Origin of the sequence: Modestobacter sp. DSM 44400, assembly GCF_900107175.1 — a bacterium.
GTDB lineage: Bacteria > Actinomycetota > Actinomycetes > Mycobacteriales > Geodermatophilaceae > Modestobacter.
Map to the genome: position 1 here is coordinate 1 of NZ_FNOZ01000035.1, position 26,708 is coordinate 26,708.

General features: G+C 72.5%; 24 protein-coding genes, 1 tRNA gene and 1 other RNA gene. 8 read left to right on the forward strand and 18 right to left on the reverse strand.

The features are described from left to right. Nucleotides 1–298: transposase (locus BLW04_RS18080; protein ID WP_139306900.1), on the forward strand; the 298-nt coding region annotated here is incomplete at its 5' end. Nucleotides 299–1,053: 755 nt separating this feature from the next. Here BLW04_RS18080 and BLW04_RS18085 read toward each other — a convergent pair. Then, nucleotides 1,054–1,269, reverse strand: a complete 216-nt coding sequence (locus BLW04_RS18085) for a hypothetical protein (RefSeq protein WP_091544480.1) — start codon at nucleotides 1,267–1,269, stop codon at nucleotides 1,054–1,056. A gap of 246 nt (nucleotides 1,270–1,515) precedes the next feature. Between BLW04_RS18085 and BLW04_RS18090 the strand changes: the two genes are divergently transcribed. Both BLW04_RS18090 and BLW04_RS18095 read left to right on the forward strand, forming a co-directional pair. Continuing rightward, on the forward strand, nucleotides 1,516–1,707 hold the full coding sequence (locus tag BLW04_RS18090; RefSeq protein WP_217631101.1) for a helix-turn-helix transcriptional regulator: 192 nt from the start codon (nucleotides 1,516–1,518) through the stop codon (nucleotides 1,705–1,707). A 37-nt stretch (nucleotides 1,708–1,744) separates the two neighbouring features. Beyond that, a complete protein-coding gene (locus BLW04_RS18095; protein WP_091544483.1) occupies nucleotides 1,745–2,845 on the forward strand; it encodes a tyrosine-type recombinase/integrase in 1,101 nt (366 codons plus the stop codon). Between the two features lie 29 nt (nucleotides 2,846–2,874). Here the strand turns inward: BLW04_RS18095 and rnpB are convergent. The 4 genes from rnpB to BLW04_RS18115 all read right to left on the reverse strand — a co-directional run bounded on the left by rnpB (nucleotide 2,875) and on the right by BLW04_RS18115 (nucleotide 5,335). Further along, nucleotides 2,875–3,275, reverse strand: an RNA gene (rnpB, locus tag BLW04_RS18100) — RNase P RNA component class A. Between the two features lie 136 nt (nucleotides 3,276–3,411). Beyond that, nucleotides 3,412–4,140, reverse strand: a complete 729-nt coding sequence (locus BLW04_RS18105; protein ID WP_091544487.1) for a PIG-L deacetylase family protein — start codon at nucleotides 4,138–4,140, stop codon at nucleotides 3,412–3,414. Nucleotides 4,141–4,161: 21 nt separating this feature from the next. Next, nucleotides 4,162–4,809, reverse strand: coding sequence for an alpha/beta fold hydrolase (locus BLW04_RS18110; RefSeq protein WP_217631102.1), 648 nt, complete (start codon nucleotides 4,807–4,809; stop codon nucleotides 4,162–4,164). A gap of 79 nt (nucleotides 4,810–4,888) precedes the next feature. Beyond that, the gene (locus BLW04_RS18115) at nucleotides 4,889–5,335 is read right to left on the reverse strand and encodes a hypothetical protein (protein ID WP_091544490.1); all 447 of its coding nucleotides are present in this window, start codon (nucleotides 5,333–5,335) and stop codon (nucleotides 4,889–4,891) included. Nucleotides 5,336–5,758: 423 nt separating this feature from the next. On the opposite strand from BLW04_RS18115, the gene BLW04_RS18120 reads away from it, so the two are divergent. Beyond that, a complete protein-coding gene (locus BLW04_RS18120) occupies nucleotides 5,759–6,361 on the forward strand; it encodes an Lrp/AsnC family transcriptional regulator (protein WP_091544493.1) in 603 nt (200 codons plus the stop codon). 36 nt (nucleotides 6,362–6,397) lie between these two features. Here the strand turns inward: BLW04_RS18120 and BLW04_RS18125 are convergent, their stop codons facing one another. Further along, nucleotides 6,398–6,757 (reverse strand): DoxX family protein, encoded by a 360-nt coding sequence (locus BLW04_RS18125; protein ID WP_091544499.1) that lies wholly within the window; start codon nucleotides 6,755–6,757, stop codon nucleotides 6,398–6,400. A gap of 24 nt (nucleotides 6,758–6,781) precedes the next feature. On the opposite strand from BLW04_RS18125, the gene BLW04_RS18130 reads away from it, so the two are divergent. Further along, nucleotides 6,782–7,537, forward strand: coding sequence for a sulfite exporter TauE/SafE family protein (locus tag BLW04_RS18130; protein WP_091544502.1), 756 nt, complete (start codon nucleotides 6,782–6,784; stop codon nucleotides 7,535–7,537). Nucleotides 7,538–7,562: 25 nt separating this feature from the next. Beyond that, the gene (locus BLW04_RS18135; RefSeq protein ID WP_254781763.1) at nucleotides 7,563–8,792 is read left to right on the forward strand and encodes an SLC13 family permease; all 1,230 of its coding nucleotides are present in this window, start codon (nucleotides 7,563–7,565) and stop codon (nucleotides 8,790–8,792) included. On the opposite strand, the gene nadA is transcribed toward BLW04_RS18135, so the two are convergent. The 8 genes from nadA to BLW04_RS18175 form a co-directional block, all read right to left on the reverse strand. Continuing rightward, nucleotides 8,793–9,818 carry a quinolinate synthase NadA gene (gene nadA, locus BLW04_RS18140; protein WP_254781765.1) on the reverse strand — a complete coding sequence of 342 codons (1,026 nt, stop codon included), beginning with the start codon at nucleotides 9,816–9,818 and terminating at the stop codon, nucleotides 8,793–8,795. Nucleotides 9,819–9,871: 53 nt separating this feature from the next. After that, complete coding sequence (locus BLW04_RS18145) at nucleotides 9,872–10,969, reverse strand: bifunctional RNase H/acid phosphatase (RefSeq protein ID WP_091544512.1); 1,098 nt, start codon at nucleotides 10,967–10,969, stop codon at nucleotides 9,872–9,874. Continuing rightward, nucleotides 10,966–11,706: a zinc ribbon domain-containing protein gene (locus BLW04_RS18150; RefSeq protein ID WP_091544516.1), complete on the reverse strand. Its 741-nt coding sequence runs from the start codon at nucleotides 11,704–11,706 to the stop codon at nucleotides 10,966–10,968. Before BLW04_RS18150 ends, BLW04_RS18145 begins: the two co-directional genes overlap by 4 nt. A gap of 26 nt (nucleotides 11,707–11,732) precedes the next feature. Then, nucleotides 11,733–13,391, reverse strand: coding sequence for a monocarboxylate uptake permease MctP (gene mctP / locus BLW04_RS18155; protein ID WP_091544521.1), 1,659 nt, complete (start codon nucleotides 13,389–13,391; stop codon nucleotides 11,733–11,735). A 3-nt stretch (nucleotides 13,392–13,394) separates the two neighbouring features. Beyond that, entirely contained in the window at nucleotides 13,395–13,676 is a 282-nt protein-coding gene (locus tag BLW04_RS18160) for a DUF3311 domain-containing protein (RefSeq protein WP_217631103.1), read from the reverse strand. A 32-nt stretch (nucleotides 13,677–13,708) separates the two neighbouring features. Continuing rightward, a complete protein-coding gene (locus BLW04_RS18165; protein WP_254781767.1) occupies nucleotides 13,709–14,896 on the reverse strand; it encodes a Nif3-like dinuclear metal center hexameric protein in 1,188 nt (395 codons plus the stop codon). 302 nt (nucleotides 14,897–15,198) lie between these two features. Then, nucleotides 15,199–15,705: a GNAT family N-acetyltransferase gene (locus BLW04_RS18170; RefSeq protein WP_091544529.1), complete on the reverse strand. Its 507-nt coding sequence runs from the start codon at nucleotides 15,703–15,705 to the stop codon at nucleotides 15,199–15,201. Nucleotides 15,706–15,780: 75 nt separating this feature from the next. Next, complete coding sequence (locus tag BLW04_RS18175) at nucleotides 15,781–19,545, reverse strand: ABC transporter ATP-binding protein (RefSeq protein WP_254781769.1); 3,765 nt, start codon at nucleotides 19,543–19,545, stop codon at nucleotides 15,781–15,783. Nucleotides 19,546–19,629: 84 nt separating this feature from the next. Here BLW04_RS18175 and BLW04_RS18180 point away from each other — a divergent pair, with 84 nt between their 5' ends. Continuing rightward, nucleotides 19,630–21,588 carry an FUSC family protein gene (locus BLW04_RS18180; RefSeq protein WP_091544532.1) on the forward strand — a complete coding sequence of 653 codons (1,959 nt, stop codon included), beginning with the start codon at nucleotides 19,630–19,632 and terminating at the stop codon, nucleotides 21,586–21,588. Nucleotides 21,589–21,648: 60 nt separating this feature from the next. On the opposite strand, the gene BLW04_RS18185 is transcribed toward BLW04_RS18180, so the two are convergent. The 4 genes from BLW04_RS18185 to BLW04_RS18200 all read right to left on the reverse strand — a co-directional run bounded on the left by BLW04_RS18185 (nucleotide 21,649) and on the right by BLW04_RS18200 (nucleotide 23,400). Further along, on the reverse strand, nucleotides 21,649–22,020 hold the full coding sequence (locus tag BLW04_RS18185; RefSeq protein WP_091544536.1) for a dirigent protein: 372 nt from the start codon (nucleotides 22,018–22,020) through the stop codon (nucleotides 21,649–21,651). Between the two features lie 332 nt (nucleotides 22,021–22,352). Beyond that, nucleotides 22,353–22,424 (reverse strand) — tRNA-Val (locus tag BLW04_RS18190). Nucleotides 22,425–22,503: 79 nt separating this feature from the next. After that, on the reverse strand, nucleotides 22,504–22,959 hold the full coding sequence (locus BLW04_RS18195; protein WP_091544539.1) for a peroxiredoxin: 456 nt from the start codon (nucleotides 22,957–22,959) through the stop codon (nucleotides 22,504–22,506). Nucleotides 22,960–22,974: 15 nt separating this feature from the next. Then, nucleotides 22,975–23,400, reverse strand: a complete 426-nt coding sequence (locus tag BLW04_RS18200; protein WP_091544541.1) for a DUF3052 domain-containing protein — start codon at nucleotides 23,398–23,400, stop codon at nucleotides 22,975–22,977. Between the two features lie 389 nt (nucleotides 23,401–23,789). Between BLW04_RS18200 and aceE the strand changes: the two genes are divergently transcribed. Further along, the gene (gene aceE / locus BLW04_RS18205) at nucleotides 23,790–26,603 is read left to right on the forward strand and encodes a pyruvate dehydrogenase (acetyl-transferring), homodimeric type (protein ID WP_091544545.1); all 2,814 of its coding nucleotides are present in this window, start codon (nucleotides 23,790–23,792) and stop codon (nucleotides 26,601–26,603) included. Nucleotides 26,604–26,708: the final 105 nt, after the last annotated feature.

Sequence of the window (26,708 nt, forward strand, 5' to 3'; positions counted from 1 at the left end):
CTGCGCCCGCCGCGGCGGACACCGGCACGAGATCTCGACCCGGCTGCACCGGTTCAACGCCTGGTGCGCCGACTCGCGCCTGCCCGAGCTCGAGCGGCTGGCCGGCACGATCGAGGCCTGGTGGCCCGAGGTGCTGGGCTTCCTGCAGACCGGCCTCACCAACGCCGGCACCGAGGCCACGAACCGGACCGTGAAGACCGCCGCGCGCACCGCCTACGGCTTCCGCAACCTCGAGAATCAGCGCCGCCGAGTACGGTTCGCCTGCACTCGGCGACACCGCCGGGTCACCGTCTGCTGAGGGTCATTTCCCCCTCAAGTTCGAAGAGCCGGGATGCGGGGAACTGCCGAAGCGCGCACCGACGCCAGAACAACAACAGTCACAAACGTTGATCGTCGTTGTCCAGTAACTCGACAGGATCACTCGAACAGAAAATAACCATCAACACTTGCCGTCGACGGCCAAGTATTTACTGAAGAACGGCACGCATGCTACCGATTCGGTAGTTCGAGCGTCGCTGCCCAGGCGTTCGGCCGGATGGTCGGGTGACGTTGCGGCCATTGCCGACTGGCGTTGGCAATCGCACGGCGAAGTAAGCTTTCCGCCGACGCGGCGCAGCCGCACGCCACTCGTGGACACAACTGGGGTGATGCGAGTGCGGCCCGTCCAGCAGAGGGTCCACGACGACAAGCCGCTCGCAGGCTGGCCGGCAGGGCACCGCGCCTGGGCAGTGATGGTGCGACCATCCACTCAGCGTTGTCCGTCAGGGGACGGCGAGCCCGCGATCGCTCTCCCCGTCAGCCATGTTGATCGAGTCGCGAAAAGGTCCCCGCCGTCCTCGACTTCCGGCGTCGTCAACCCCCCACGTCCCAGCGCAGCCGCAGCCGCAGCCGCAGCCGCCTCCGCCTCCGCCTCCGCCTCCGCCAACGGGCAAGACCATGACCAGCACACCTCATGCACCGGCGGTGCGGCCAATTCGTGGTGACAGGTTCCGCGCGACCCTTACGGCGTAACGGACGTGGCCCGACAGAGCCCGACTCCTCTGCCTTCGGCGATCACGCCGGGCGATCTGTTCCCTTAGCCCGTAGTCGCCGTAGCTGCCCGTAGATGTTGATTACCATGCTGACGCACAGCAGCGCAGCCATCACGGCGGTCACCCAATGGCGGGTCGCCAACCCGTAGATCAGGAAAGCGAGTTCGACCGCCAGTAGGAAGCAGAAGACCACCAACAATTCCTGCCGCCCATGCCGCACGCGCGTCGGGTGATCCACGGCTGGACCGTAACCGCCGCGAACACGTCATCGACACCGGGAGACGCGCACCTCATCCAGCGGGGGGACGCTTCCCGAGGGGTGACGTGCCGGGGTGACGTCTCGGGATGACATCCCGGCATCGCCTCTCGGTAGTCGGGTGATGGGTTCTTGAGCAGCGCTGGCAGCGATCGACGCCGTTCGACGCCTTCTGGACGTGAGCGGCTGTCGGACAATCCGCGGCCCACGCGTCGTCAGGAGGCATCCGTGCCCATCCGTCCGCTCACCACCGAGGAGGTCGCCGCGCGGTTCCGTACCAGCCCGGCCACCGTCCGCTACTGGCGGCACATCGGCATCGGCCCTGACGGCGTCCGCGTCGGCCGACGGGTTCTCTACGACGAGTCTGAGTGCGACCGTTGGTTCGAATCCAAGATCGCCGCCGCGTTGCGCAACAACTGACGCCTGCGCGAGACCACCCCTCCACGAGAGGACCCCCGTGGCCAGCATCGACAAGCGACCCAACGGCACGTGGCGGGCCCGCTACCGCCCCGCCGCGAACAGCCCGCAGAAGACCCGGGCCTTCGATCGCAAGATCGACGCCCAGCGTTGGCTCGACGAGCGGACCGCAGCACTCGTCACGGGGCAGTTCGTCGACCCGAAGGCCGGCCAGCAGACCCTCCGCGAGTACGCCGAGCTCTGGCGAACCAGCCAAGTCCATCGCCCGACGACCGCCGCGCACGTCGAGACGATGCTCCGCCGGCATGTCTACCCGGCCCTCGGCGAACGACCGCTCTTCTCGATCCTGCCCAGCGACGTCCAGGGCCTCGTCAAGCGGCTCTCGGCGACCTTGGCGCCCAGCACCGTGGGCGTCGTCCACCGAATTCTCGCCGGCATCTTCAAAGCCGCGGTCCGCGACCGGCGCATCGTCGCCTCGCCGTGCGAAGGAACCAAGCTCCCTAAGGCGCACAAGCAGCCGGTCGAGCCGCTCTCTCTCGACGCCGTCCGGGCGCTCACCGACGCCATGCCCGCCCGGTACCGAGCGCTGATCACCCTCGCGGCCGGAACGGGCATCAGACAAGGCGAAGCCCTTGGCCTCAGCATCGACCGGGTCGACTTCCTGCGCCGGACACTCACGGTCGACCGGCAGCTGGTCACGCTGCCCGGGCGACCGCCCTATCTGGCCGCACCCAAGACCCAGGCGTCCGTCCGCACCATCCCACTCCCCCAGGTCGTCATCGACGCCCTCGCGGCGCACCTGGCCGAGTGGCCGGCCGAGGCGCTGCTGTTCACCACCGAGCTGCGGACGCCCATCCGGCGGACGGCGTTCTCGGCCCGCGTCTGGCAGCCGGCGGTCAAGCGGGCCGGCCTGCCCACGTCGGTGACCTTCCACGCGCTGCGGCACTTCTACGCGTCGCTGCTCATCCGACACGGGGAGTCGGTGAAGACCGTCCAGGCCCGGCTGGGGCACGCCTCGGCCGCCGAAACACTCGACACCTACTCGCACCTGTGGCCCGATTCTGACGATCGGACCAGGGCCGCGGTTGACTCCGTGCTGAGGACTGCTGAGGACTCACTGAGGACAGCCGCACCTCTCTGACCGAGAAACCGCTGGTCAGCGGGGGGCGACGGACGAGTCGGCCTGTACGCCGGGTTCTGTCCCCGGGCGCCTCGCGGCGTCCCGATGGGCGGTCATCCATCTAGGCCTGCCGTTGCCGGCAGGCTCGAGCGGTCTACCCGCAGGCTCGGGCGGGCCGCCCTCGAACGCCTGCGCAGGACGGCGGCGAAGCGCCGTCCCTTCTCGACCTTGCTCCGGGTGGGGTTTACCGAGCCACACCGGTCACCCGGTGTGCGGTGGTCTCTTACACCGCCGTTTCACCCTTACCAGTGCACGCACTGGCGGTCTGTTCTCTGTGGCACTGTCCCGCGGGTCACCCCGGGTCGCTGTTGGCGACCACCCTGCCCTGTGGAGCCCGGACGTTCCTCGGCGACGGGGTCTCCCCCACCGACGCGACCGCCCAGCCGACTCGTCCGTCGTGCCGGGGAGTCTACGGGCCCGCGACGGCCGGGGATGAGCCGCGGTGTTGGGGGGTGACCCGCGGTCGACCGCGGGTCACCGCCCAACACCGCGAGGTGTGCCTGCGGGGAGCACCGGCCCGCGCCGGCTCACCCCCAGTAGAGCCGGAACCCGACCTGGCGGCCGCCGTCCTCGGTCATGGTCGCCATGTCGACCTGTCGACGTGCCTGCTCCTCGACCGGGTCGTCCGACAGCGCCTCCAGGTAACGGCGGTGCTCGGTCAGCGAGGCCACGGCCGGCTCCACGGCCGCGGTGACGTCGACGACGTGCGGCGCGTCCCGGCCGATCTCCGAGACTGCGATGTACTGCACGCCCGACCACGGCGTCTCGGTCAGGTCGGGGAAGATCCACTCGTTCGCGGCGTCGGCCACCGCGTCCAGCACGGTGCGGGTGAGCGCCCGGTGGTCCGGTGAGTTGAGCGCGGCGGGGGTCACCTGCGGCGGGGTCCAGCAGTCGCCGCCGTACATCGTGACCACCAGGTCGGGCCGGTGCCGGCGCAGTGCCGCGGCGAGGTCCCGGCGCAGCTCCAGCCCGGCCTCCAGCACGCCGTCCCGGTGGTCGAGGAACTCCACCTCCGACACCCCGACCACCGCGGCCGAGCGCCGTTCCTCCTCCTCGCGCAGCGGCCCGGCCTCGACCGGGGAGAGGCCCGCAATGCCGGCCTCACCGCGGGTCGCGAGCAGGTAGTGCACCTCCTTGCCCGCCGCCGTCCAGACCGCGACGGCGACGGCGATGCCGTACTCGATGTCGTCAGGGTGGGCGACCACGACGAGGGCGCGCTGCCAGTCGTCGGGCATCGGGGCGGGAGCAGGGGGCATGGGTGGATTCTGGTCCGCCGATCAGCGTGCGGCGACCCTCAGCAGCACGTCGGCCAGGTCGTCGGGTGCGCTGACCATCGGGTCGTGCCCGGTGGCCAGCTCGACGACGTCCCAGCCCGGCTCGGACCGCACCCGCTGCCGAAACGGGTCGATCGTCGGCAGCGGCGGGGAGGCGCAGTCGACGAAGGTCCGCGGCCGGGCCACCCACCGGTCGGCGTCGAAGTGCAGCGGATCGTCGTAGACCCCGCCCGGCTGCGGTGTCTGCCGGCGCTCCACCCACGCGGCGTCGGCGCCGGTGAGCCCGAAGACCGCGGCCGGCGGGGGTGGCAACGTGCCGGTCGCGGCGATCGCCGTCCGGCGGTCGGCCTGCACCTGCGCGGAGTTGCGGGTCGACCAGCACTCGCCCGGGCTGGGGACGACGCCATCCACGTAGACCAGCGACCCGACCGCCGCGCCCAGCCGGTCGGCGGCGCCGGTGACGACCATGCCGGCGTAGCTGTGGCCGACCAGCACCGCACCGGAGCACTCCTCGGCGAGGACCGCGGACACGACGTCCTGCACGTGCGTGCCCAGCCTGATCTCCGGCGACAGCTGGTGCGCCCGCTCCCCCAGCCCGGTCAACGTCACCAGGACGGCGCGGTGCCCCGCCGCGTGCAGTCGGGGCAGCACGCGCCGCCAGCTTTAGGCTCCGTGCCAGGCCCCGTGCACCAGGACGATGTCTGTCATCGCGTCATCGTGCCCGCTCCACTCAGCGCGTGGCGTGCTCGGCGGCCGGCTGCTGTGCCGGCTGGTGGCCGGCCGACGGCGCCGCCGCGCGCACCAGAGCGATCGCCAGCAGGCCGCCGACGATGCCGGCGGCACCAGAGACGAGAAAGACGTCCCGCAGGCCACCGGCGTACGCCGAGGCCAGCAGGTCGGCCACGTCCCCGCGGGACCGCGCCGGTGCCGCACCGATGACCTGCCCGGCCTGACCCGCGGTCAGCGCCGACACCGTCCCGGCCGGGTCGGGCGCCCCGGAGTCGGTCAGGACGGCGGCCGCCCGGGAGGTGAACACACTGCCGAGCACCGCCACCCCCAGGGCGAAGCCGAGCTGCCGGGCGGTGTTGACCGCACCGGAGGCATGCCGCTGCGCTGGCGGGGCACCGCCGCCAGCGCCGCGGACGCCAGCGTCGGATTGGCCATCCGACGCCGGCACCCAGAGACGACGAGTCCGGGGACCAGCACCGACCACGTCGAGCCCGCGGAGACCCTCGCCAGCAGGAGCGAGCCGATGCCGAGAGCAGCAGTCCGCCGCCCAGCACGAAACGCGGCGGCCGCGTCTGGAGGAAGCGACCGGCTCCACCGGCCACCGCGAAGCTCAGCAGCGACAGCGGGATGAAGACCAGCCCGCCCTGCAGGGGTGACAGGCCCAGGATCGACTGCAGCCACAGCGACGTGTACAGGCTGGCCGAGAAGGCCGCCGCGTTCAGCACCAGGGCGCCCAGCATGATCCCGGTGAAGGAGCGGGACCGGAACAACCGGACGTCGAGCATCGGCGCGGGCCGGCGCAGCTCCACCAGCACCCAGACCGGACCGGCTGCCCCGCACGGTCCAGGTCATCGACCTGACCGCCCTGTCGGTGCTGCACGCCTTCGTCGGCGGCCCGTTCGAGTGGACCGGCTTCGACGACCCTCTGGACCACGACCAGATCGCCGCTCTCACCCCGGCCCCGGCTCGACCCCCGGCCACCGTGCTGGCGCCCGACGCGGACGACGAGCCCCTGTTCGCCGCCCTGGCCACCGACGGGCGGCTGAGCTACGCCGAGCTGTCCGCGGTGGCCGGCTGGTCGGAGAGCCGGGCGGCCCGCCGGGTGGAGACGCTGCGCGCCGCCGGGCTGCTGTACTTCGACCTGGAGATCGCCAACGAGCAGCTCGGCCACCCGGTCGACGCGCTGCTGTGGCTGGGCGTGGCCCCCTCGGCCATCGCGCACGTCGGCGAGGCGCTGGCCCGGCCGCCGGAGACCGCCTACACAGCGGTGCTCACCGGCCCGGCCAATCTGGTCGTGGCGGTGATCTGCCGGGACACCGCGCACCTGTACCGGTTTCTCACCGAGACGGTCGGTTCGCTGCCGGTGCACACGCTGGACACCTCGACCGTGCTCCGCCGGGTCAAGCAGGCCGGCAGCCTGATGGACGGCGACCGGCTCACCGACCCCGAGCCTCCGCCGGTCCGCCGCACCTGACCCCTCAGGGAGCTTTGTCGGGCTCGAGCCCCGAGCTCAGCGCCCGCGGGCCACCCGGAGCGCGGCCAGCACCATCGGCACCTGCAGCGGCAGCCGGGCGACGGCCACTGCCATCGGCACCGGCCTGCCCCGCACCACCCGGAAGGTGTGCAGGTGCGCAGGCACGAACGCGGCCAGCAGCGCGGCCGCCGCCCACCCGCCGGCCCGCCGGGTGGCCGGCACCGCCAGCAGCGCCGCGGTGCCCAGTTCGGCCACCCCGCTGCCGGTCACCCAGGGCCGAGCGGGACCGAGCTCCGGGGGCACCAGCCAGTCATAGGTGTGCGGCCGCACCAGGTGCAGTACTCCCGACCCGCCCAGGAGGGCCGACAAACCCAGCGTCAGATCACGCGTCCGCATGAGGGCACCGTAGGCTCCGCGGCCGTGTCCGCCGCCGACCTCCTCATCGCTTCCGGGGTCGCCCTGCTGGCCGGCGTGATCAACTCCATCGCCGGCGGCGGGTCGCTGATCCTGTTCCCCACGCTCGTCGCTCTCGGGCTGGGCACCGTGCCGGCCAACGTCACCAACTCCATCGCCCAGTGGCCCGGCTACATCGGCGGGGTGGTCGGCTTCCGCCAGGAGTACGGCGGCCAGCGCAGCCGGCTGATCCGCTTCTCGGTGGTGGCCGTGCTGGGCGGCACGGTCGGCTCTGTGCTGCTGCTCACCACCCCTTCGGCGGCCTTCGACACCGTCGTCCCGGTGCTGGTGCTGGTGGCCAGCCTGCTGCTGGCCGTGCAGCCGCTGGTCACCAAGCGGCTCAAGAAGGCCGAGGAGGGCGAGCACACCCGCGACCCGGTCTGGCTCTACGTCGCACTGTTCCTGGCCACCGTGTACGGCGGCTACTTCGGCGGCGCGCTCGGCGTGATCCTGGTCGGGGTCCTGGGGCTCGGGCTGGGGAAGCTGAAGCTGGCCAACGCGGTCAAGAGCGTGATCTCGCTGGTCACCGCCACCGTCACGCTGGTCATCTTCGGGTTCTTCGCCGACGTCTCGTGGGCCTACGTGGCGGTCTGCGCGCCGGCCAGCCTGCTCGGCGGGTTCCTCGGCGCCAAGGTCGCTACCCGGATCCCCACCACGCCCCTGCGGGTGCTGATCGTGGTGTTCGGCATCAGCGTGGCAGTGTTCCTGTACTTCCAGGTCTGATGGCCCGCCGGTGACCCTGGCCGGCGTGCTCCTGGCGTGCGCGCTGCTCGGCGGCGCACTGCTGGTCGCCGTCATCGGCTCCCCGCGGCTGCCCGCCGCGGCGGTCGCCGTCCCGGGCGCCGTGCTGCTGACCGTGCTGGGGTCGGTCAGCTGGACCGCGGCCCGGGACACCGTCACCGGCCTCGCCCCGACCGTCGCGTTCCTCGTCGTCCTGCTGCTGCTGGCACACCTGGCCGACCGGGAGGGGCTGTTCGACTGGGCCGCCGCCGTCACCGCCCGGCGCTCGGGTCGCTCGTCGCGCCGGCTGTTCGCCCGGGTGGTGCTGGTGGCCGCCGCGGTGACCGCCGTCCTCAGCCTGGACGCCACGGCCGTGCTGCTCACCCCGGTCGTGGTGGCGACCGCCGCCCGGATGGGGGTGCCGGCCCGCCCGCACGCCTACGCCACCGGTCACCTGGCCAACTCCGCGTCGCTGCTGATGCCGGTGTCCAACCTGACGAACCTGCTGGCCTTCGCCGCCACCGGGGTGTCGTTCGTGCACTTCACCGGCCTGATGGCCGGCCCCTGGCTGGTGGTGGTGGCCGTCGAGTACGCCGTCCTGCGGGCGGTGTTCCGCCACGACCTCGGGACGCCGGGAGCGGTTCCGGTGACCGAGACGCCACCGGCACCGGTCCTCGCGCTGAGCGTGGTAGGGCTGACCGTCGCCGGGTTTGCCGTCGCCTCCACGTTCGGTATCGCCCCCGTCGTCCCGGCCGCGCTGGCCGTGCTGGTGCTGGGCGTGCCGCGGTTGCTGACCCGGCGGAGCACCCCCGGTGAGCTGCTGCGCGCCGCCGACCTGCCGTTCGCGCTGTTCGTGCTGGGCCTGGCGGTCGTCGTCCGGGCGCTGCAGGACGCCGGGCTGGAGGACCTGCTGGCCGCCGTACTGCCCGACGGCCAGGGACTGCTGGCGCTGCTCGGCGTGGCGACGGTGGCCGCCGTGCTGGCCAACCTGGTGAACAACCTGCCGGCCACCCTGGCACTGGTCCCCGTCGCCGCGGCCGGCGGCGCCCCGGCCCTGCTGGCGGTGCTGATCGGGGTCAACGTCGGGCCCAATCTGACCTACGTCGGGTCGCTGGCCACCCTGCTGTGGCGCAAGGCGCTCGGTACGGACGCACCGGGCGCGCTGCGGTTCAGCGCCGTCGGGCTGGCGACCGTGCCGGTCACCCTGGTCGCCGGCACGGCGGCGCTGTGGCTGGGGCTGCTCGTCCTCCCGGGCTGATCACTCGCCTCCGCGGCCGGGTTCGCCGATGGCGATCATCGCCTCGACCGCCTTCCGTGCGCGAGCCGCAGTCTCGACGTCGACGTCGATCGCACCCTCACCGGTCCGCAGCGTGTGCAGCAGCTTGGCCGGCGTGATCATCTTCATGTAGCGGCAGGCGGCACGGGCGTTCATCGGGATGAACTCGGTGCTGGTGTTCAGCGCCCGCAGCTGGTGCAGGATGCCGATCTCGGTGGCCACCAGCACCTGCGCTGCCGAGGTGGCGGCAGCGGCCTCGGCCATGCCGCCGGTCGACAGCACCCGGGTCCGGTCGGCCGGCAGGTCACCGTGGCTGACCAGGTCCAGCACCGAGGTGGTGCAGCCGCACTCCGGGTGCACCAGCACCTCGGCGTCCGGGTACGCCGCGACCTGCGCGCGGACGTCGGCCGGGCTGATGCCGGCGTGCACGTGGCACTCCCCCGCCCAGATGGAGATGTTGGTGCGCCCGGTGACGCGCTTGACGTGCGCGCCGAGGAACTGGTCGGGGCAGAACAGGACCTCGCGGTCGGCCGGGATCGACCGGATCACGTCGGCAGCGTTGGAGGACGTGCAGCAGATGTCGGTCTCGGCCTTCACCGCGGCCGTGGTGTTGACGTAGCTGACCACGACGGCGCCGGGGTGCTCGGCCTTCCAGTCGCGCAGTTGCCCGGCGGTGATGCTGTCGGCCAGCGAGCAGCCGGCGGCGTGGTCGGGCAGCAGCACGGTCTTGTCCGGAGAGAGGATCTTCGCCGTCTCGGCCATGAAGTGGACGCCGCAGAACACGATCTCGCGGGCGTCGGTCTCCGCCGCCACCCGGGACAGGTACAGCGAGTCGCCGGTGAAGTGGGCCACGTCCTGGATCTCGGGAACCTGGTAGTTGTGCGCCAGGACAACGGCGCCCCGCTCCTCGGCCAGCCGGCGGACCTCGGCGGCCCACGTCTCGTACTCGGCCGGCCCCATGGTCCGGTCGGCGTCCGCGGGGCGGGTGGCGGGGGCGATGGTGGTCACGCGGGGCTCCTCGGGAGGGCGGGCTCTCGGTACCGAAAGCCCCACAGCGGGCCTCAGGCCAGGTGCGAGGTGTCGTTGACCAGCCGCACCGAGGTACGGCCGTCGGAGGACCAGGTGACCGTCGACAGCGAGGCCGTCTCCAGGAACACCCGGTGCACGATCTCGTCGCCGACGCCCAGACCCGCGGCGAGCAGCAGCTTGATCGGCGTGACGTGGCTGACCAGCAGCACCGTCTTGCCGGCGTGCCGCTCCAGGATCCGCGCCCGGGCGCGGGCCACCCGGGCGGAGACGTCGGCGACGGACTCACCACCGGGCGGCCGGACGTCCACTGCGCCCCACCAGCGGCGGAAGGCCAGCGGGCTCTTCGCCCCCACCTCGTTGCCGGTCAGCCCCTCCCACGCACCGAAGTCCAGCTCGCGGAGGTCTCGGTCCAGCTCGACCGGCACGCCGATCACCTCGGCGGCGGCCTCGGCGGTCTGCCGGGTGCGCTGCAGCGGGGAGGCGACGATGACGTCGATCCCCCGCCCGGCCAGGTGCTTCGCCGCGGCAGCGGCGTCGGCCCGGCCCAGCTCGGACAGCGGCAGGTCGCTGCTGCCACTGAAACGACGTTCGGGGGTGTGCTCGGTGCGGCCGTGCCGCAACAGGTGGGTGACCGTGGTGACCACCGGCGCCGGCTCGGCGGTCGGCGCGGTGTCGTCCTCGACCATGACCGGTTCGACGGCCAGGTCGCGGCGCACCGGCTTGCCGTCCATCGCGCTGTTGGCCAGCGCGTCGGCGGCGCCGTTCTGGGCCCGCGGCACCCAGGTGTAACGGACCGAAGCCAGCTGCCGCGAGATGTCCCGGGCCTGGACGGCGAGCTTCTTCATGTCCGGGTGCTTGACCTGCCAGCGGCCGGACATCTGCTCGACGACCAGCTTGGAGTCCATCCGCACCTCGACCGTCGCGCTCGGGTCGAGGTCGAGGGCTGCCTGCAGGCCCGCGACGAGGCCGCCGTACTCGGCGACGTTGTTCGTGGCCCGGCCGATGCTCTCGGCCCGCTCGGCCAGCAGCCGGCCGCTCTCGGCGTCCCGGACCAGCGCGCCGTAGCCGGCCGGGCCGGGGTTCCCCCGCGAGCCGCCGTCAGCCTCGACGATCAGCTTCCGGCCGCTCACAGCCCCGAGTCCGCCGTGCGCACCAGGATCCGGCCGCAGTTCTCGCACCGCAGCACGGTGTGCGGGTCGGCGTTGCGGAAGGCGGACAGCTCGTTGCCGTACAGCTCGATCCGGCAGCCCTCGCAGCGTCGGGCGTGCAGGTGGGCGGCGCCGGTGGTGCCGGTCTGCTTGGCGACCCGGTCGTACAGCGACAGCAGCGGCGCGGGCACCGTGCCGGCGACCTCGCCGCGCGTCGCCTCGTGCACCTTCGTCTGGTCGGCGATGTCGGCCAGGGCGTCGTCGCGCAGCTGGGTGGCCCGCTCGCCGTCGGCCTGCGCCTGGGTCAGCCCCCGCTGGGCGGTCGCCAGCGCGGCGTCAGCGGTCTCCCGGCGTTCCATGAACTCCAGGACCTGGTCCTCCAGGTCACCCTGACGCCGCGCCAGCGACTCCAGCTCGTGCTGCAGGCCCGTCATCTCCTTCGGCGACGCAGCCCCGGAGTCCAGCCGCTGCTGGTCCCGGGCTGCGCGCTGCCGGACGGTGTCGACGTCGGCCTCGAGCCGCTTCTGGTCACGATCGAGGTCGCGCACCTCGGTCTCGGCGCGGACGACGTCGGCCGACAACGCACGCTGCGCCTCCTCCGCGTCCTCCACGGCGGCGGTCTCCGGGAGGGTGCGCTTGCGATGGGCGAGTTGCGAGAGGGCTACGTCCTCCGCGGCGAGTGCCAGCAGCTTCTGCTGGTCGAAGTGGTCGGCCTGCACGAGGTCAACCTACCCGGCGGGCGCTGTCACCCCCGCGACGGAGCACCTCCCGCCACACCCGGAGGCGCCGACTCCAGCGGGTCGGGCAGGTCCCGGACGCTGGGGTCCTCGCGCTCGGCCGTGTAGTCGGTCTCCGCGGTGCCGTCGACACCGTCATCCACCTTCATCGCCCGCAGCGCGAAGGTGACGACGGCGGTCACGACCAGGTTGACCAGCACGGCGAGGAACCCGGCATAGACGGTCGTCGTGGTGTCGAAGCCGAGCTTGCCGAGGGAGAAGCTGGACCCGCCGAAGTGCTGGCGGACGACGACCCCTCCGGGGCCCATCCGCGGCACGTTGTAGAGCATCCAGATCCCGGCCGCCATCCCGGCCGCCCAACCGACGACCAGCGCACTGCGGTGGAACCACCGCGTGTACAGACCGACCGCAACCGCCGGCAGGGTCTGCAGGATGATCACGCCGCCGATCAGCTGCAGGTCGATGGAGAACTGCGGGTCGATGAAGAGGATCGCCGCCACGGCACCCAGCTTCACCACCAGCGAAGCGATCTTGGCGACCTTGGCCTCGTTCGCTGGAGTGGCGTCCTTCTTCAGGTACTCCTTGTAGATGTTGCGGGTGAACAGGTTGGCGGCCGCGATGGACATGATCGCGGCCGGCACGAGGGCACCGATGCCGATGGCCGCGAACGCGATGCCGGCGAACCAGCTGGGGAACATGCCGTCGAACAGTCGGGGCACGATGGTGTTGCCGTCGGTGCCGACCGGCGTGGTGCCCGCCGCGATCGCCATGTAGCCGAGCAGCGCGATGAAGGCCAGCGCGAGGCTGTAGATCGGCAGGGCGCTCATGTTGCGCTTGAGCACGTTCCGATCCTTCGCCGCGAGCACGCCGGTGATGGAGTGCGGGTAGAGGAACAACGACAACGCGGACCCGAACGCCAGGGTGGCGTAGCCGAGCTGGCCGGGACCGCCGAGGATCACTCCGCCGGCGCCCGCTGCGGTGAACTTGTCCTGCGCCGCACCGAAGATCACGCCCCAGCCACCGAGCTTGGCCGGGATCACGATCACCGCGACGATGATCGTCAGGTAGATCAGCCCGTCCTTGACGAAGGCGATCAGCGCCGGTGCCCGCAGCCCCGAGTTGTACGTGTAGATCGCCAGGATGACGAACGCGATGATCAGCGGGAGCTCACCTGCCAGGCCCTCGCCGCTGAGCCCCATCGTCTTCAGCACGGCTTCGATGCCGACCAGTTGCAGGGCGATGTAGGGCATCGTCGCGACGATGCCGGTGATCGCGACGAGCAGGGCCAGGCCGGGAGAGTCGAACCGGGAGCGGACGAAGTCGGCCGGGGTGACGAAGCCGCGGACGTGGCTGACCGACCAGAGCCGGACCACCACCAGGAAGATCAGCGGGTAGACGATGACGGTGTAGGGCACAGCGAAGAACCCCGCGGCGCCGGCCCCGAAGACCAGCGCCGGGACGGCGACGAACGTGTAGGCGGTGTAGAGGTCGCCGCCGAGCAGGAACCAGGTGATCCACCCGCCGAAGCTGCGTCCACCCAGGCCCCATTCGTCCAGGTGCATGAGGTTGTCCCCGCGCCGCCAGCGCGAGGCGGCGAAGCCCAGCACGGTGACGAGGATGAAGAAGACGATGAAGATGGTCAGTTCGACCGTGTTGACGCCGTCCATGGCTCAGCGGCCCTCGTCCCGCTCGGCGGAACGTCCGGCGGCGAGGCGCTCTGTCTTCGACCGCTTGGTGACGAGGTAGACGATGGACGTCGTCCCCACTCCGAGGGCGACCATCAGCAGCTGGAACCAGTAGAAGAACGGCCAACCGAAGAGCGTGGGCTCGATGCGGTTGAAGAGCGGCACCAGCAACGGCACCACGACAGGTAGGACGAGCAGCCAGTTCCATGGGCTGCGGTCGCTGCGTCGCGGCGCCACCCCTGCCGGCGGTGCGTCTGGGCTGGACACGGTCTCCTCCTCCCCGGAGGAGACCTCCGGGCTCAGTCGGCCGACGAATCGGCGCGGTGCAGGTGCACCGCCTCGGTGCTGCGGTCGCGACTCCCGACGTGCCACGTCCACGGGTCGGTGCGGCACGCCGACACCGCTACCTGCACACGTGCCCCGAGGTCGCGGTGCAGCAGGTCCGCGGCGACGGGCAGCCAGGGCCACTCGGACGCGTAGTGTGTCACCTCACACAGAGCCGGCCCCGCGGACTCGCCTGCCTCGGAGACGGGGTGGTGCTTGAGGTCGCTGGTGAGCAGGACGTCGGCGCCGGCGGCGGCTGCGGCACCCAGCAGGGAGCCCCCGCTGCCGCCACAGACGGCCACGGTCTGCACGAGCCGCTCGGGGTCGCCGGCCACCCGCACACCGCTGGCGGTGGCGGGCAGCACCTCGGCGACCCGCTCGGCGAACTCCCGCAGGGTCAGGGTGCTGGTCAGCTCACCGACCCGCCCGAGGCCGGCGCGGGACGGGGTCGCGGAGTTCTCGAAGAAGGCGTAGCCGGGGTCCTCGTAGGGGTGCCAGGCATGCAGGGCACGCAGCACGTCGGCTCGGCGCCCGCGGGGCACGACCATCTCCAGGCGGATCTCGGTCACCCGCTCCAGGTTCCCCTGCGAGCCGACCGCGGGATGGGACTCGTCGCCGGGGATAAAACTGGCCGTACCGGTGGTCTGCCAGACGCAGCGGGTGTACTCGCCGATGGTCCCGGCGCCGGCCTCGGAGAGCGCGTCGACCAGCCGGTCGGCGTGCGCCACGGGCGCAAAGACGACCAGGGTGTCGGTGAGGGGGGCCGGGGCCGTCTCCAGGGGCGCCGGGTCGACCAGCCCGACTGCGGCGGCCAGCGCGTCGTTGACGCCGTGGTCGGCGGCCCGGTCGGCGTTGGTGTGCGCCACGAACAGGGCGATGCCGGCGCGCACCAGCCGGTGCACCAGGCGGCCCTTCGGGTCGCTGGCCGGCACGCCGTGCACCGGGGTGAGCAGCAGCGGGTGGTGGGTGACCAGCAGGTCGACGCCCGACTCGATCGCCTCGTCGACCACCGCGGTCGTCGGGTCGACGGCGAACAGGACCGAGCGGACGGTCTCTTCCGGGTCGCCACAGACCAGCCCGACGGCGTCCCAGTCCTCGGCCAGCGCCGGGTCGTAGCGCGCATCCAGTGCGGCGATGACCTCACCGAGCGAAGCGCCGGGCAACGGAAGCTCCCGGACCGTCGCCAGGGGGTCTGGTGCGCCTTCGTGCGCCGGGAGTGCCACGACACCTGACTGTAGGTCAGCAGACTGTAGGTCAGCGGACTGTGCACGGCCCGTCGCGCGCAATGTTCCTCCACCGACCGGGCCCAGGGGACGGTCGGGCACCCGGGCAGACGACGTCATTGCCCTGTCTTCGTGCTGCGGACCGCATCCGGACGTGTGGGCACCCCACATTCCTGTGTGTCGTTCTTCACGCGCCGGCGCGTCGGGGTCATCCACTTCCAGTGCCCCCTCGAGCGCCGTCCCTAACTGCCTGTGCGGGGAACCCCGCGCGCCATCGCCACCCGCCGGCCGTGCCGGTCGAGGCCGAGCTGGACCTCCCGCGCCCGTAGAGCGCGCAGGCCCGGGGTCGTCGCGGGCACCTCTCGCCAGCTGTGCCGAGCGTAGAACGGCGCGTTCCAGGCGATGCCGGCGTACGTGAGCAGGGTGACCCGGGTCGCGCCGTGCGCCCGGGCCGCCGCGATCGTGGCGTCGAGCAGCGCGCCGCCGTGGCCCCGCCGCGAGTGCGTCGGGTGGACGGAGAGCTGCTCCAGGTGGACGGCACCGTCGAGCAGCTCGAGGACGGCGAAGCCCACCACCGGCCGCCCGACCACGAGCACCCGCCAGGCTGCGGCCCGCTCCCCGGCGGTTGCCGGCGGCGGGAGGTCGGTGATGCCGAGGGGAACGAACAGCTCGTCGGCCGCGGCCTCGACGGCGGCCAGCTGCGCCAGGTCGTCGGCGTCGGCCCACCGCACCTCTGCCACGCCCACCATCCTGCCCCGGGCGGGCCGGGGGCCCCTGGCCTCCTGGCGTGCCGTGAGCCTGCGAAGGGCTCGGGGAGGGGGTCCTTACGCCATCAGCGGGTCGGCGTCCTCGTCGGCGACGTAGGCCGCCCAGAGCCGGCCGTAGGCGCCGTCGCGCGCGAGCAGCTCGTCGTGCGTGCCGGTCTCCGCCACCCGCCCGCCGTCCAGCACCACGACCCGGTCGGCGCGGGCCGCGGTGGTCAGCCGGTGGGCGACCACCAGCGTCGTCCGCCGCCGGGCCACCGCGTCGGCGGCCCGCGTCACGGCGGCCTCGGTGGCCAGGTCCAGCGAGGCGGTGGCCTCGTCGAACAGCAGGACGTCGGGATCGACCAGCTCGGCGCGCGCGAGGGCCAGCAGCTGCCGCTGGCCGGCCGACAGCGACCGGCCGCGCTCCCCCACCGGCGTCCGGTAGCCCTGTGGCAGGTCGGCCACCATGTCGTGTGCGCCGACCGCCCGCGCGGCGGCCTCCACCTCGGCGTCGGTGGCGGCCGGCCGGCCGTAGGCGATGGCGTCCCGCACGGTGCCCTCGAACAGGTAGGCCTCCTGTGGCACGACGCCCAGCCGGCCCCGGTACTGCAGCAGGTCCAGCGTCCGAAGGTCCGCGCCGTCGACGCAGACCGCCCCCGACGTCGGGTCGTAGAAGCGGGCGACCAGCTTCACCACCGTCGACTTGCCGGCCCCGGTCTCTCCGACCAGCGCCACCGTCTCCCCCGGCGCGACGGTGAGCGAGACGTCGCGCAGCGCCGGCGTGGGCGCCCCGCGGTAGGAGAACGTGACGTCGGCCAGGCGCACCTCGCCGCGCAGCCGCCCGACCGGCGCCGGATGTGCGGCCGCCGGGGTCGACGTCTCCAACCGCAGCAGGTCCCGCAGCCGGCGCAGCCCGACCGATGCCTGCTGGTAGCTGTCGAACACCTGGGACAGCTGCTGGACCGGGGCGAAGAACGTGTTGACGTAGAGCAGGAAGGCGATGAGGACGCCGGCGGTCATCGTGCCGGCCGACACCCTGGCCGCCCCGACGGCGAGCACCGCCGCCGCCGCCACCTCGGACAGGAACTCGACGAACGGGAAGTAGGTGGCGATGTACCGCTGTGCCCGCAGCCGGACGTCGCGGTAGGCGCGTGCGTATCCCCGGAACACCTCGGTCGAGTGCTCGGACCGGTCGAACGCCTGCGTCACCCGGACGCCGGCGACGTCCTCCTGCAGCCGGGCGTTGACCGCGCTGACCCGTTCCCGGGCCTCGGTGTAGGCCGGCACCGACCGCGCACGGAACCACATCGTGGCTGCCACCAGCACCGGCAGCGTGGCCACCAGCACCAGCGCCAGCTCGGCGTCCAGCACGACGAGCGCCACCAGCACCCCGACCAGGGTCAGCAGGCTGACCACCGCGGTGGTCAGCCCGGTCTGCAGGAACGCCGACAGCGCGTCGACGTCGGTGGTCATCCGGGTCATGATCCTTCCCGCCAGCTCGCGCTCGTAGTAGGCCAGCCCGAGCCGCTGGAGCTGGGCGAAGGTCGTGACCCGCAGCGTGTAGAGCAGCCGCTCCCCGGTGCGACCGGTCAGCCGGGTCGAGCCGATGAGCACTGCCCAGTCGGCCAGCACGACCGCGAGCGCGATCCCCGAGACCCCGAGCAGGAGGGGGAACGAGCCGGCGGTGATGCCACGGTCGACGCCGTCGCGGACCAGCGCGGGGAGCGCCAGCCCGGCGGCGGCGTCCAGCGCCACCAGGACCAGCGCGGCGGCCAGCACCCACCGGAACGGCCGGATCAGCGACCACAGCGAGAAGTGCCGGTCGGCGGCGCGCGCCCGCTGGGCCGGCACGTCGGGCTCGTCGACCGTCGGCGGCAGCCGGTCGACCAGCGCCCGCAGGGACGCCGTCGGAGCGGCCGCGGCCATCGCCGAGCCAGGGCCGCCGATGGACGTGGCGGCGCTCCGCAGCGGAGCGTCGTCCCGCCCTGCCGACGGTGCGACGTCCGGCCAGGCCGCCGGGGTCACCGCGCCCGTCGGTGGCCCGTCGGCCGGCGGCGGCTCCGCGCCGGTGCCGGACAGCAGCTGCCGGTACAGCGGGCTGCGGGCCTCCAGCTCCGCGGCGGTGCCGACGTCGACCAGCCGGCCGGCGTCGAGCACGGCCACCCGGTCGGCCAGGGCCAGCGTGGAGCGGCGGTGCGCCACCAGCAGCGTCGTCCGGGCGTGCATGCCGCTGCGCAGCGCGGCGTGGATGCGGGCCTCGACCGCGGTGTCGACCGCGGAGGTGGCGTCGTCGAGCACCAGCACCCGCGGGTCGATCAGCAGCGCCCGGGCCAGGGCCACCCGCTGCCGCTGCCCGCCGGAGAGGGTGAGCCCCTGCTCGCCGACGACGGTGTCGTAGCCGTCGGGCAGTGCGCTGATGAAGCCGTCGGCCTGGGCCGCGCGCGCCGCGGCCCGCACCTCGGCGTCGGTAGCGTCGGGCCGACCGAAGGCGATGTTGGACCGCACGGTGTCGGAGAACAGGAAGCTGTCCTCGAACACCACCCCGAGGGCCGACCGCAGCGACTCCGTCCGCAGCGTGCGCACGTCCGCACCGCCCACCCGGACGGCGCCGGCTGAGGCGTCGTAGAAGCGCGGCAACAGGCTGACGATGCTCGACTTCCCGGACCCCGAGGTGCCGATCAGCGCCAGCGTCTCCCCCGGCTCGACCCGCAGCGATACGCCGCTGAGCACCGGCCGGTCGGCCGAGTGGCCGAAGGTGACGTCGTCCAGCTCGACGGTCAGCGGGCCGGCCGACAGCTCGTCGTCCCCACTGACCAGCGTGGGCCGCGCGTCGACGACCTCGAGCACCCGCTCGATGCCGGCCCGGGCCTGCTGCCCGATCGCGAGGACGGCGGCCAACTGGCGCACCGGGGAGACCAGCGCGGCCAGGTAGGTGGCGAAGGCCAGGAAGGTGCCCAATGTGATCGACCCGCGCAGCGCGAGCCAGCCGCCGAACAGCAGCACGCCGACCTGGCCGAGCGCGGGGACGGTCTGCAGTGCGGGGTTGTAGCGCGAGGTGAACCGGACGACGCGCATCCGGGCGCCGAACAGCCGCCGGGCGCCCCGGTCGATCCGGTCCAGCTCGCGGTCCTCCTGCCCGAACCCCTTCACCACCCGGACGCCGGTGACCGCGGCCTCGACGTCGCCGACGACCACGCCGGCCTGCTGCTGGGCCGCCCAGTTCGCCGGGAACAGGTCGCGGCGGGAGCGCAGGGCCAGCCACCACAGCGCCGGGCCGACGGCGATCGCGACCAGGGTCAGCAGGGGCGAGAGCCAGGCCATCACGACCAGCGAGATGACGAACAGCAGCGCGTTGCCGATCAGGTTGGGCAGGAACGCGAGCAGCCCCTGCACGAGCGTGACGTCGCTGATCGACCGGCTGACCGTCTGCCCGGTCTGCAGCCGGTCCTGCCCCGGCCCGTCCAACCGGGACAGCGACGCGGCGAGGTCGTTGCGCAGGTCGTACTGCACGTCCAGCGACAGCCGGCCGGCGAGGAAGCGGCGCACGAAGCCGGCGGCGAAGCGCAGCATCCCGGCCGCGACCAGCGCGACCACGTAAGGGGTGACGTCGACGGCCGCACCGGAGCCGCCGGCGGCGACCACCTGGTCGATGACGGCGCGGGTCAGCAGCGGCACGGCCGCGGCGATCACCGATCCCACCAGGGCGGCCCCGAACGCGCCGAAGAGGTCGAAGCGGTGGCGCAGGCAGTAGCCCACCAGCCGGCGCAGCCAGCCACCCTCGGCGGGTGGTCGCGGCTGCTCCACCGGAACGGGACGAGCGACCTGCTCGACGGTCGCGCTCACCCGCGCGGAACGACGGGTGGGTGCGGCACGCCGTCCAGTGTGCGACGACGCGCCCGTCCGCGCCGGGATGGGAGGCTCCCGCCCGTGGCAGAACGGGGGTTGCGAGCGCCGGCGTGGCTGGAGGAGCTCGTCCGCACCAGCCGACCGGCGGTGCCGTGGCGGGACGTCTTCCGGTTCGCCGTCGTCATACCGGCTCCGCTGGCGGTGGCGATCGGGGTCAACGGGGGCGTGCAGGCCGGGGGCCCCGCGCTGGGCGCAGGCATCTTCGCCACGACGGGGGCGCTGGCCGCCACGATCGCGCCGCAGTCGGGGCCGCTGCGCACCCGGTTGCGCCGGGTCGCTGCAGTGTCCCTGTTCGGCGGTGCCGGCCTGGTCATCGGACACGCCGCCACCGGGGACGGATGGATCTCGGTGGCCGTGATCGCGGTCGTCTCGGCGCTGTCGGCGTTGATCAGCTCCGTCAGCGGCGCCTTCTCCCTCGGTGCACTGCAGCTGCTGGTCTACACCGCGCTGTCCTCGGGTCTCGCGACCACGCTGTCCTGGTCGTGGGAGGTGGCCTGCTTCCTCGCCGGCGCGGCCTGGGCGACCCTCGCCGTCCTGGTACAGGCCCGCACCGAGCCACTGGACCCCGACCGGTCCGCCGTGGGAACTGTCTTCACCCGGATCGCCGAGCTGCTCGCCGCGATCGGCACCCCGGGCGGAGAGGACGCCCGGCGCGCCCTGACCGGTGCGCTCAACGACGGCTACGACCGGGTCATCCACACCCGCAGCCGCTCGGCCGGCCGGAGCCGCGAGCTCGCCGAGCTGGCCGGGATCCTGAATGCCGCCGCCCCGCTGGTGGAGGCCGCAGTGGCCAGTGCCCGTGCCGGGGTGACGGCCGACTCGCGGGACATCGGTGCCACGCACGCCCTGGCCAGCGCGGTCACCCGACGGAACCCGCTGCTCGGTGAACGGCCGGCCCCGGTGACGGCGGGGCCGACGCAGCGGCGGGCCGTACGGCACGGGATCCGGCTGGTGTGGAACGTCGTCGGTGACCCGGAGGAGCGGGCGAGCGCAGCGGTTCCCCGCACCGAGGTCGACTGGCCGGTCCGGGCGCGGGACCTGGTGGACCGCACGGTGGGCAACCCCGATTCCCGGGCCTTTGCCGTCCGGCTCGCCCTGTGCATGACGGTCGCCGAGGTTGCGCGGCAGACGCTGACGATCGAGCGGCCCTACTGGGTGCTGCTGACCGTGGCGATCGTGCTGAAGCCCGACTTCGGCTCGGTGTTCACCCGCGCCGTGCAACGCGGCGCCGGCACGCTGCTCGGCGTCCTGCTCGGCTCGCTGCTGCTGGCGTTCGTGCCCCGCGACGTCTGGGTGCTGGTTGCCATGGCAATCGCCGCCGGCATCCTCCCGTGGGCCCGCAACGCCAGCTACGGGATCTTCAGCATCTTCCTGACACCCGTGGTCATCCTGCTGCTGGACCTGGCCGCGCCGGGCGGAGCGCAGCTGGTCGGCGCCCGGCTGATCGACACCCTCATCGGCTGCGCGATCGTGCTGGTGTTCGGCTACCTGCTGTGGCCGCAGACCTGGCGGGCCCCGCTGGACGACGCCCTGCGCGACGCCGCGACCGCGCTCGACCGGTTCGTCGACGCCGCGTTCACCAAGTCACCCGAGGACACCCGGCGGGCGCGCCGGGCGAGCTACCGGGCGCTCACCGAGCTGCAGACGCAGCTGCAGCGCCGGCTGGCCGAGCCGCCGCCGATCAGCACCCGGGCCGCGGCCTGGTACCCGGTGATCGTGCAGCTGGAGCGGACGTCGGACGCGGTGACCGAGGCGGTCATCGCCATGCGGGCCGGGGAGCCGGTGCCTGAGCCGGGCCAGGTCGCCGTCCTGGGGCGGGCGATCCGGCAGCTCGAGGACGACCTGCGCAATCACCGGCCGCCCGACGACGCGGAGATCCACGCCGAGGGCGTGCTCGGTCCGGTCGCCCGGGAGGTGGATACGGCCAGGCGGCTGGTGCGGCAGACCATCCCCGGGCGGGGCGCCGATCCGGCGATGTGAGCCCAACCGGATGCGGTCGCCGGCGTTCCCGCGCCGCCGGCGACCGCTTTCCGGTGCGGACTACCCGCGGTGGGCCTCGTAGAGGGTCTCGGTCTCGGCCTCCGGGTCCTCGCTGATGTCGAGCAGGTTCACCACGCCCTTGGCCCTGGAGTAGTCACCGGTGCCGCCGGTGACCGCGATGTCGAACTGCAGTGCCTCGGTCTCGCTCTGGGTGCTGAAGTCGACGACGACGGAGCCGTGCAGCTGCGATCCGCTGTCGAAGACGAAGGCGATGTCGCACGCGAAGGTGAAGTCGTAGACCTGGGCCGTGCACTCGATGTGCGTACGACCCACCTCGTCTCCGCGGGTGGTGCCGTCGTCGGTCTCGTACAGGGCCTCGCTGATGAACAGCCGGCTGCCGACCGGGGCGGACTCGTCCTCCTCCCCGTCCATCGGCGGCTCCTCGTCCCCGGTGAACGTCTCGCCGTCGGGAAGGACGATGGCGAAGTGGTCCTCGACGGCGATCCACCTGTCGTTCTCGTCGTGGGACCCACCGTTCTATGTGGCGAGCGCGGTGCTCGGGCCCAGCAGGCCGCCGACCAGGACACATGCAGACAGCACAGCGATACGGCGCATCACGAACTCCTCAGATCCGCGTGGACGTTCCTGGACGCGATCGCGAGTCACAGGATCGGGCTGCCGTGGGGTGGGGTCAACCAGCCGGGGGTGGACATCCCGAGGGCTCGGCACGGCGTCACAGTCAGCGCACAGGAAAGCCGATGGCGTGGGCGCGGCAGGGATCGAACCTGCGACCGCTCGCTTGTAAGGCGAGAGCTCTCCCGCTGAGCTACGCGCCCGAACGGCCGGAAAGTGCCCGGCCGCCGGCCCCCTCCGTACGTGCCCTGAGCTTGCGAAGGGCTCGGGGAGGGGGTCCTTCTACAGCTGCCCGACCGCGTCCTTCCAGCCGGACTGCGCGCGGGCGTCGCCGGGGGAGCTGACCTCGGCGAAGGCGACCTTTCCCTCGGCATCGATGAGGAAGGTACCGCGCAGCGCCATGCCGGCCTTGTCGTTGAAGACGCCGTAGGCCTGGGCGGTGGCCCCGTGCGGCCAGAAGTCCGACACCAGCGGGAACTGCAGCCCCTCCTTCTCGCGGAAGGCCTTCAGGCTGAAGGTCGGGTCGGTGCTGATCGCCACCACCCGGACGCCGGCGTCGGTGTAGGTGGCCAGCTCGTCGCGCAGCTGGCACAGCTCACCGGTGCAGGTGCCGGAGAACGCGAACGGGTAGAAGACGACGAGGACGGGCGCGCCCCGCAGCTCGGCCAGGGAGACGACCTGCTTGTCCTGGTCGGGGAGACTGAACTCGGGTGCGGTGTCGCCGACGGAGATGCTCATGCCCCCGATCGTCCCTCAGCGCCGGGAGCGGGCTGCCTTCGGGGTGACCAGCCGGATGCCCGACCAGTCCTTGGCTGCCGAGATGCTCGAGGTCTGCTGCAGCCCCGCCGTCGGCGCGGCCTCGGTGACGTCGCCGGGCTCCACGTGACCGGTGCGCCCGGACTTGGGCACCAGCAGCCACACGACGCCGTCCTCGGCCAGGGAGGCGATGGAGTCGACGAGGGCGTCGATCAGGTCGCCGTCCTCCTCACGCCACCACAGCAGGACGACGTCGGCCACCTCGTCGGAGTCCTCGTCGACCATGTCCCCGCCGGAGAGCTCGACGACGGAGTCGCGCAGGTCCTCGTCGGCGTCCTCGTCCCAGCCGAGCTCCTGCACGACCATGCCCGGCTTGATCCCCAGCCGGGCAGCCATGCTGGTGCTGCCCGAGTCAACGCTCATCCCTGCTGTTCCTCCATGTGTTCGGCGCCTGGTCGGGCGCCTGATCCGGTGCGTGATCTGTACGGATGGTGCCCTGTCCGGGGCCGGGTCGCGCAATCGGTCACGGGCACAGCCTCCCGCACACGGTGCCCGCCGCGCTCGGCGAGGGGCTGGCACGGGGACCTGCAGCGACCTGCAGCCTCACCAGCGCACCCCCTTGCCCGGACACCGGCGCCGCCAGGGGGTCACCGTGTGCAGCGGAGCGTAGGGCATCTGGAACGTCGCGCAAGGGCTCGTACGCGGCCGGATGGCTCGGCATGCGGCCCGCAGCGACCGCGACCGACCTCGCTCGGCGGGCCGGTCGGCAGGGCCAGGTGACGCGGCGGCCCCTGTCAGGAGACGATGGGCACATGAGCGCACCGCAGCAGTCGGACGGGGACCCCGCCCGCATCGCCGGAACCCCTCGCGCGGTCATCACCGCGGGCCGGTCGAGCCAACTGCCCGACACCGACCCCGACGAGACCCAGGAGTGGCTGGAGTCGCTGGACGCGGTCGTCGACCACGCCGGGCGCGGCCGGGCGCGCTACCTGATGCTCCGCATGCTCGAGCGCAGCCAGGAGCAGCAGGTCGGCGTCCCGTCGGTGCTCAGCACCGACTACATCAACACGATCCCGCCGGAGCAGGAGCCGTGGTTCCCCGGCGACGAGGACGTCGAGCGCCGGATCCGGGCCTACATCCGGTGGAACGCCGCGATCATGGTGCACCGCGCCCAGCGGCCGGGGATCGCCGTCGGCGGGCACATCTCCTCCTACGCGTCCTCGGCCTCGCTCTACGAGGTCGGCTTCAACCACTTCTTCAAGGGCAAGGACCACCCCAGCGGTGGCGACCAGATCTACTTCCAGGGCCACGCCTCCCCCGGTATCTACGCCCGCGCCTACCTCGAGGGCCGGCTCGGCGAGCACCAGCTCGACGGGTTCCGCCAGGAGGTCAGCCACCCCGGCGGCGGGCTGTCGTCCTATCCGCACCCGCGGCTCATGCCGGAGTTCTGGGAGTTCCCCACGGTCTCCATGGGGTTGGGCCCGATGAACGCGATCTACCAGGCGCGGTTCAACCGCTACCTGCACGACCGGGGCATCGCCGACACCTCCGACCAGCACGTCTGGGCGTTCCTCGGCGACGGCGAGATGGACGAGCCGGAGTCGCTGGGCCCGATCGGGCTGGCCGCGCGTGAGGAGCTGGACAACCTCACCTTCGTCATCAACTGCAACCTGCAGCGCCTCGACGGCCCGGTCCGCGGCAACGGCAAGGTCATCCAGGAGCTGGAGTCGTTCTTCCGGGGTGCCGGCTGGAACGTCATCAAGGTGATCTGGGGCCGCGGCTGGGACGCGCTGCTGGCCGCCGACCGCGACGGCGCGCTGGTCAACCTGATGAACCAGACGCCGGACGGCGACTACCAGACCTACAAGGCCGAGGACGGCGCCTACGTGCGCGAGCACTTCTTCGGCCGCGACCCGCGCACCCGCAAGCTCGTGGAGAGCATGAGCGACAAGGAGGTCTGGGACCTCGCGCGCGGCGGGCACGACTACCGCAAGGTCTACGCCGCCTACAAGGCCGCCATGGACCACAAGGGCCAGCCGACGGTCATCCTGGCCAAGACCATCAAGGGCTGGACGCTGGGCAGCCACTTCGAGGGCCGCAACTCCACGCACCAGATGAAGAAGCTGACCGCCGAGGACCTGGCCAACTTCCGCGACCGGCTGTACCTGCCGATCCCGGACGAGCAGCTGGACAAGACCCTGCCGCCGTACTACAAGCCCGCGGCCGACTCCGACGAGATGCAGTACATGATGGAGCGGCGGCAGCAACTGGGTGGCTCGGTACCCCGCCGGCGGGTCGCGTTCAAGCCGCTCAAGACCCCCGACGAGAAGACGTTCGACGTCGTCAAGCGGGGGTCGGGCAAGCAGGAGGTCGCCACCACGATGGCGTTCGTCCGGCTGGTCAAGGAGCTGATCAAGGACAAGGAGCTCGGCCCGCGCTTCGTGCCGATCATCCCCGACGAGGCCCGCACCTTCGGCTTCGACTCGATGTTCCCGACGCAGAAGATCTACAACCCGCACGGCCAGCACTACACCTCGGTCGACCGGGAGCTGATCCTGGCCTACAAGGAGTCCGCGCAGGGCCAGATCCTGCACGAGGGGATCAACGAGGCCGGGTCCTCGGCGTCCTTCATCGCGGCCGGCACGTCCTACGCCACGCACGGCGAGGCCATGATCCCGATCTACATCTTCTACTCGATGTTCGGGTTCCAGCGCACCGGTGACGAGTTCTGGGCCGCCGGTGACCAGATGGCCCGCGGTTTCCTGCTCGGTGCCACCGCCGGTCGCACCACCCTCAACGGCGAGGGCCTGCAGCACGAGGACGGGCACTCGCTGCTGCTGGCGTCGACCAACCCGGCCGTCGTCGCCTACGACCCGGCGTTCGCCTTCGAGGTCGGTCACATCACCAAGGACGCGCTGGCCCGCATGTACGGCGAGGACCCGGGCGCCCCGCTGGGCGGGCACCGCAGCTCCGACGTCATGTACTACCTGACGGTCTACAACGAGCCGTTCCGCCAGCCGGCCGAGCCCGAGGGCCTGGACGTGACCGGGCTGCTGGCCGGCATGTACCGCTACGCCGAGGGCCCGCAGGTCGAGGGTGGGAAGAAGGCGCAGATCCTGGCCTCGGGTGTCGCGGTGCCGTGGGCGTTGCGGGCGCAGGAGCTGCTGGCGAACGACTGGGGCGTCTCGGCCGACGTGTGGTCGGTGACCTCATGGACCGAGCTGCGCCGCGAGGCGGTCGAGGCCGAGGACTGGAACCTGCTGAACCCGGCGGAGGAGCCGAAGGTCCCCTACGTCACGCAGGCGCTTCAGGGCACCGACGGCCCGGTCGTCGCGGTGTCCGACTGGATGAAGGCCGTACCCGACCTGATCGCCCCGTTCGTCCCGGGCGGGATGGCCACGCTGGGCACCGACGGGTTCGGCCTGTCCGACACCCGCCCGGCGCTGCGCCGGCACTTCCGGATCGACGCCGAGTCGATCGTCGTCCGCGCGCTGGCCTCGCTGGCCACGTTCGGCCAGGTCGAGCGGGACGTCGTCCGCCAGGCGGTGGATAAGTACCAGATCGGCGACGTCCAGGCGGCGCCTGCGGACACCACCACCGACCCGGAGCAGCAGCCGGAGGGCTGAAAGAGGACCCCCTTCCTCCCCACGCCTCGCGAGCTCGGCGCGGGACCCGGGAAGGGGGCCGGGCCCTGCAGAGAGGGGCCTGACTGACCGAACGGCCCGTCTCCC

Coding starts and splice junctions, on each gene's coding strand:
- BLW04_RS18105 (WP_091544487.1), bottom strand. CDS start 4,140: ATGCCCCCTGCTCCCGCCCCGATGCCCGACGACTGGCAGCGCGCCCTC.
- BLW04_RS18125 (WP_091544499.1), bottom strand. CDS start 6,757: ATGCGGACGCGTGATCTGACGCTGGGTTTGTCGGCCCTCCTGGGCGGG.
- mctP (WP_091544521.1), bottom strand. CDS start 13,391: ATGGACGGCGTCAACACGGTCGAACTGACCATCTTCATCGTCTTCTTC.
- BLW04_RS18170 (WP_091544529.1), bottom strand. CDS start 15,705: ATGGTGGGCGTGGCAGAGGTGCGGTGGGCCGACGCCGACGACCTGGCG.
- BLW04_RS18185 (WP_091544536.1), bottom strand. CDS start 22,020: ATGGACGGGGAGGAGGACGAGTCCGCCCCGGTCGGCAGCCGGCTGTTC.
- BLW04_RS18195 (WP_091544539.1), bottom strand. CDS start 22,959: ATGAGCATCTCCGTCGGCGACACCGCACCCGAGTTCAGTCTCCCCGAC.
- BLW04_RS18200 (WP_091544541.1), bottom strand. CDS start 23,400: ATGAGCGTTGACTCGGGCAGCACCAGCATGGCTGCCCGGCTGGGGATC.
- aceE (WP_091544545.1), top strand. CDS start 23,790: ATGAGCGCACCGCAGCAGTCGGACGGGGACCCCGCCCGCATCGCCGGA.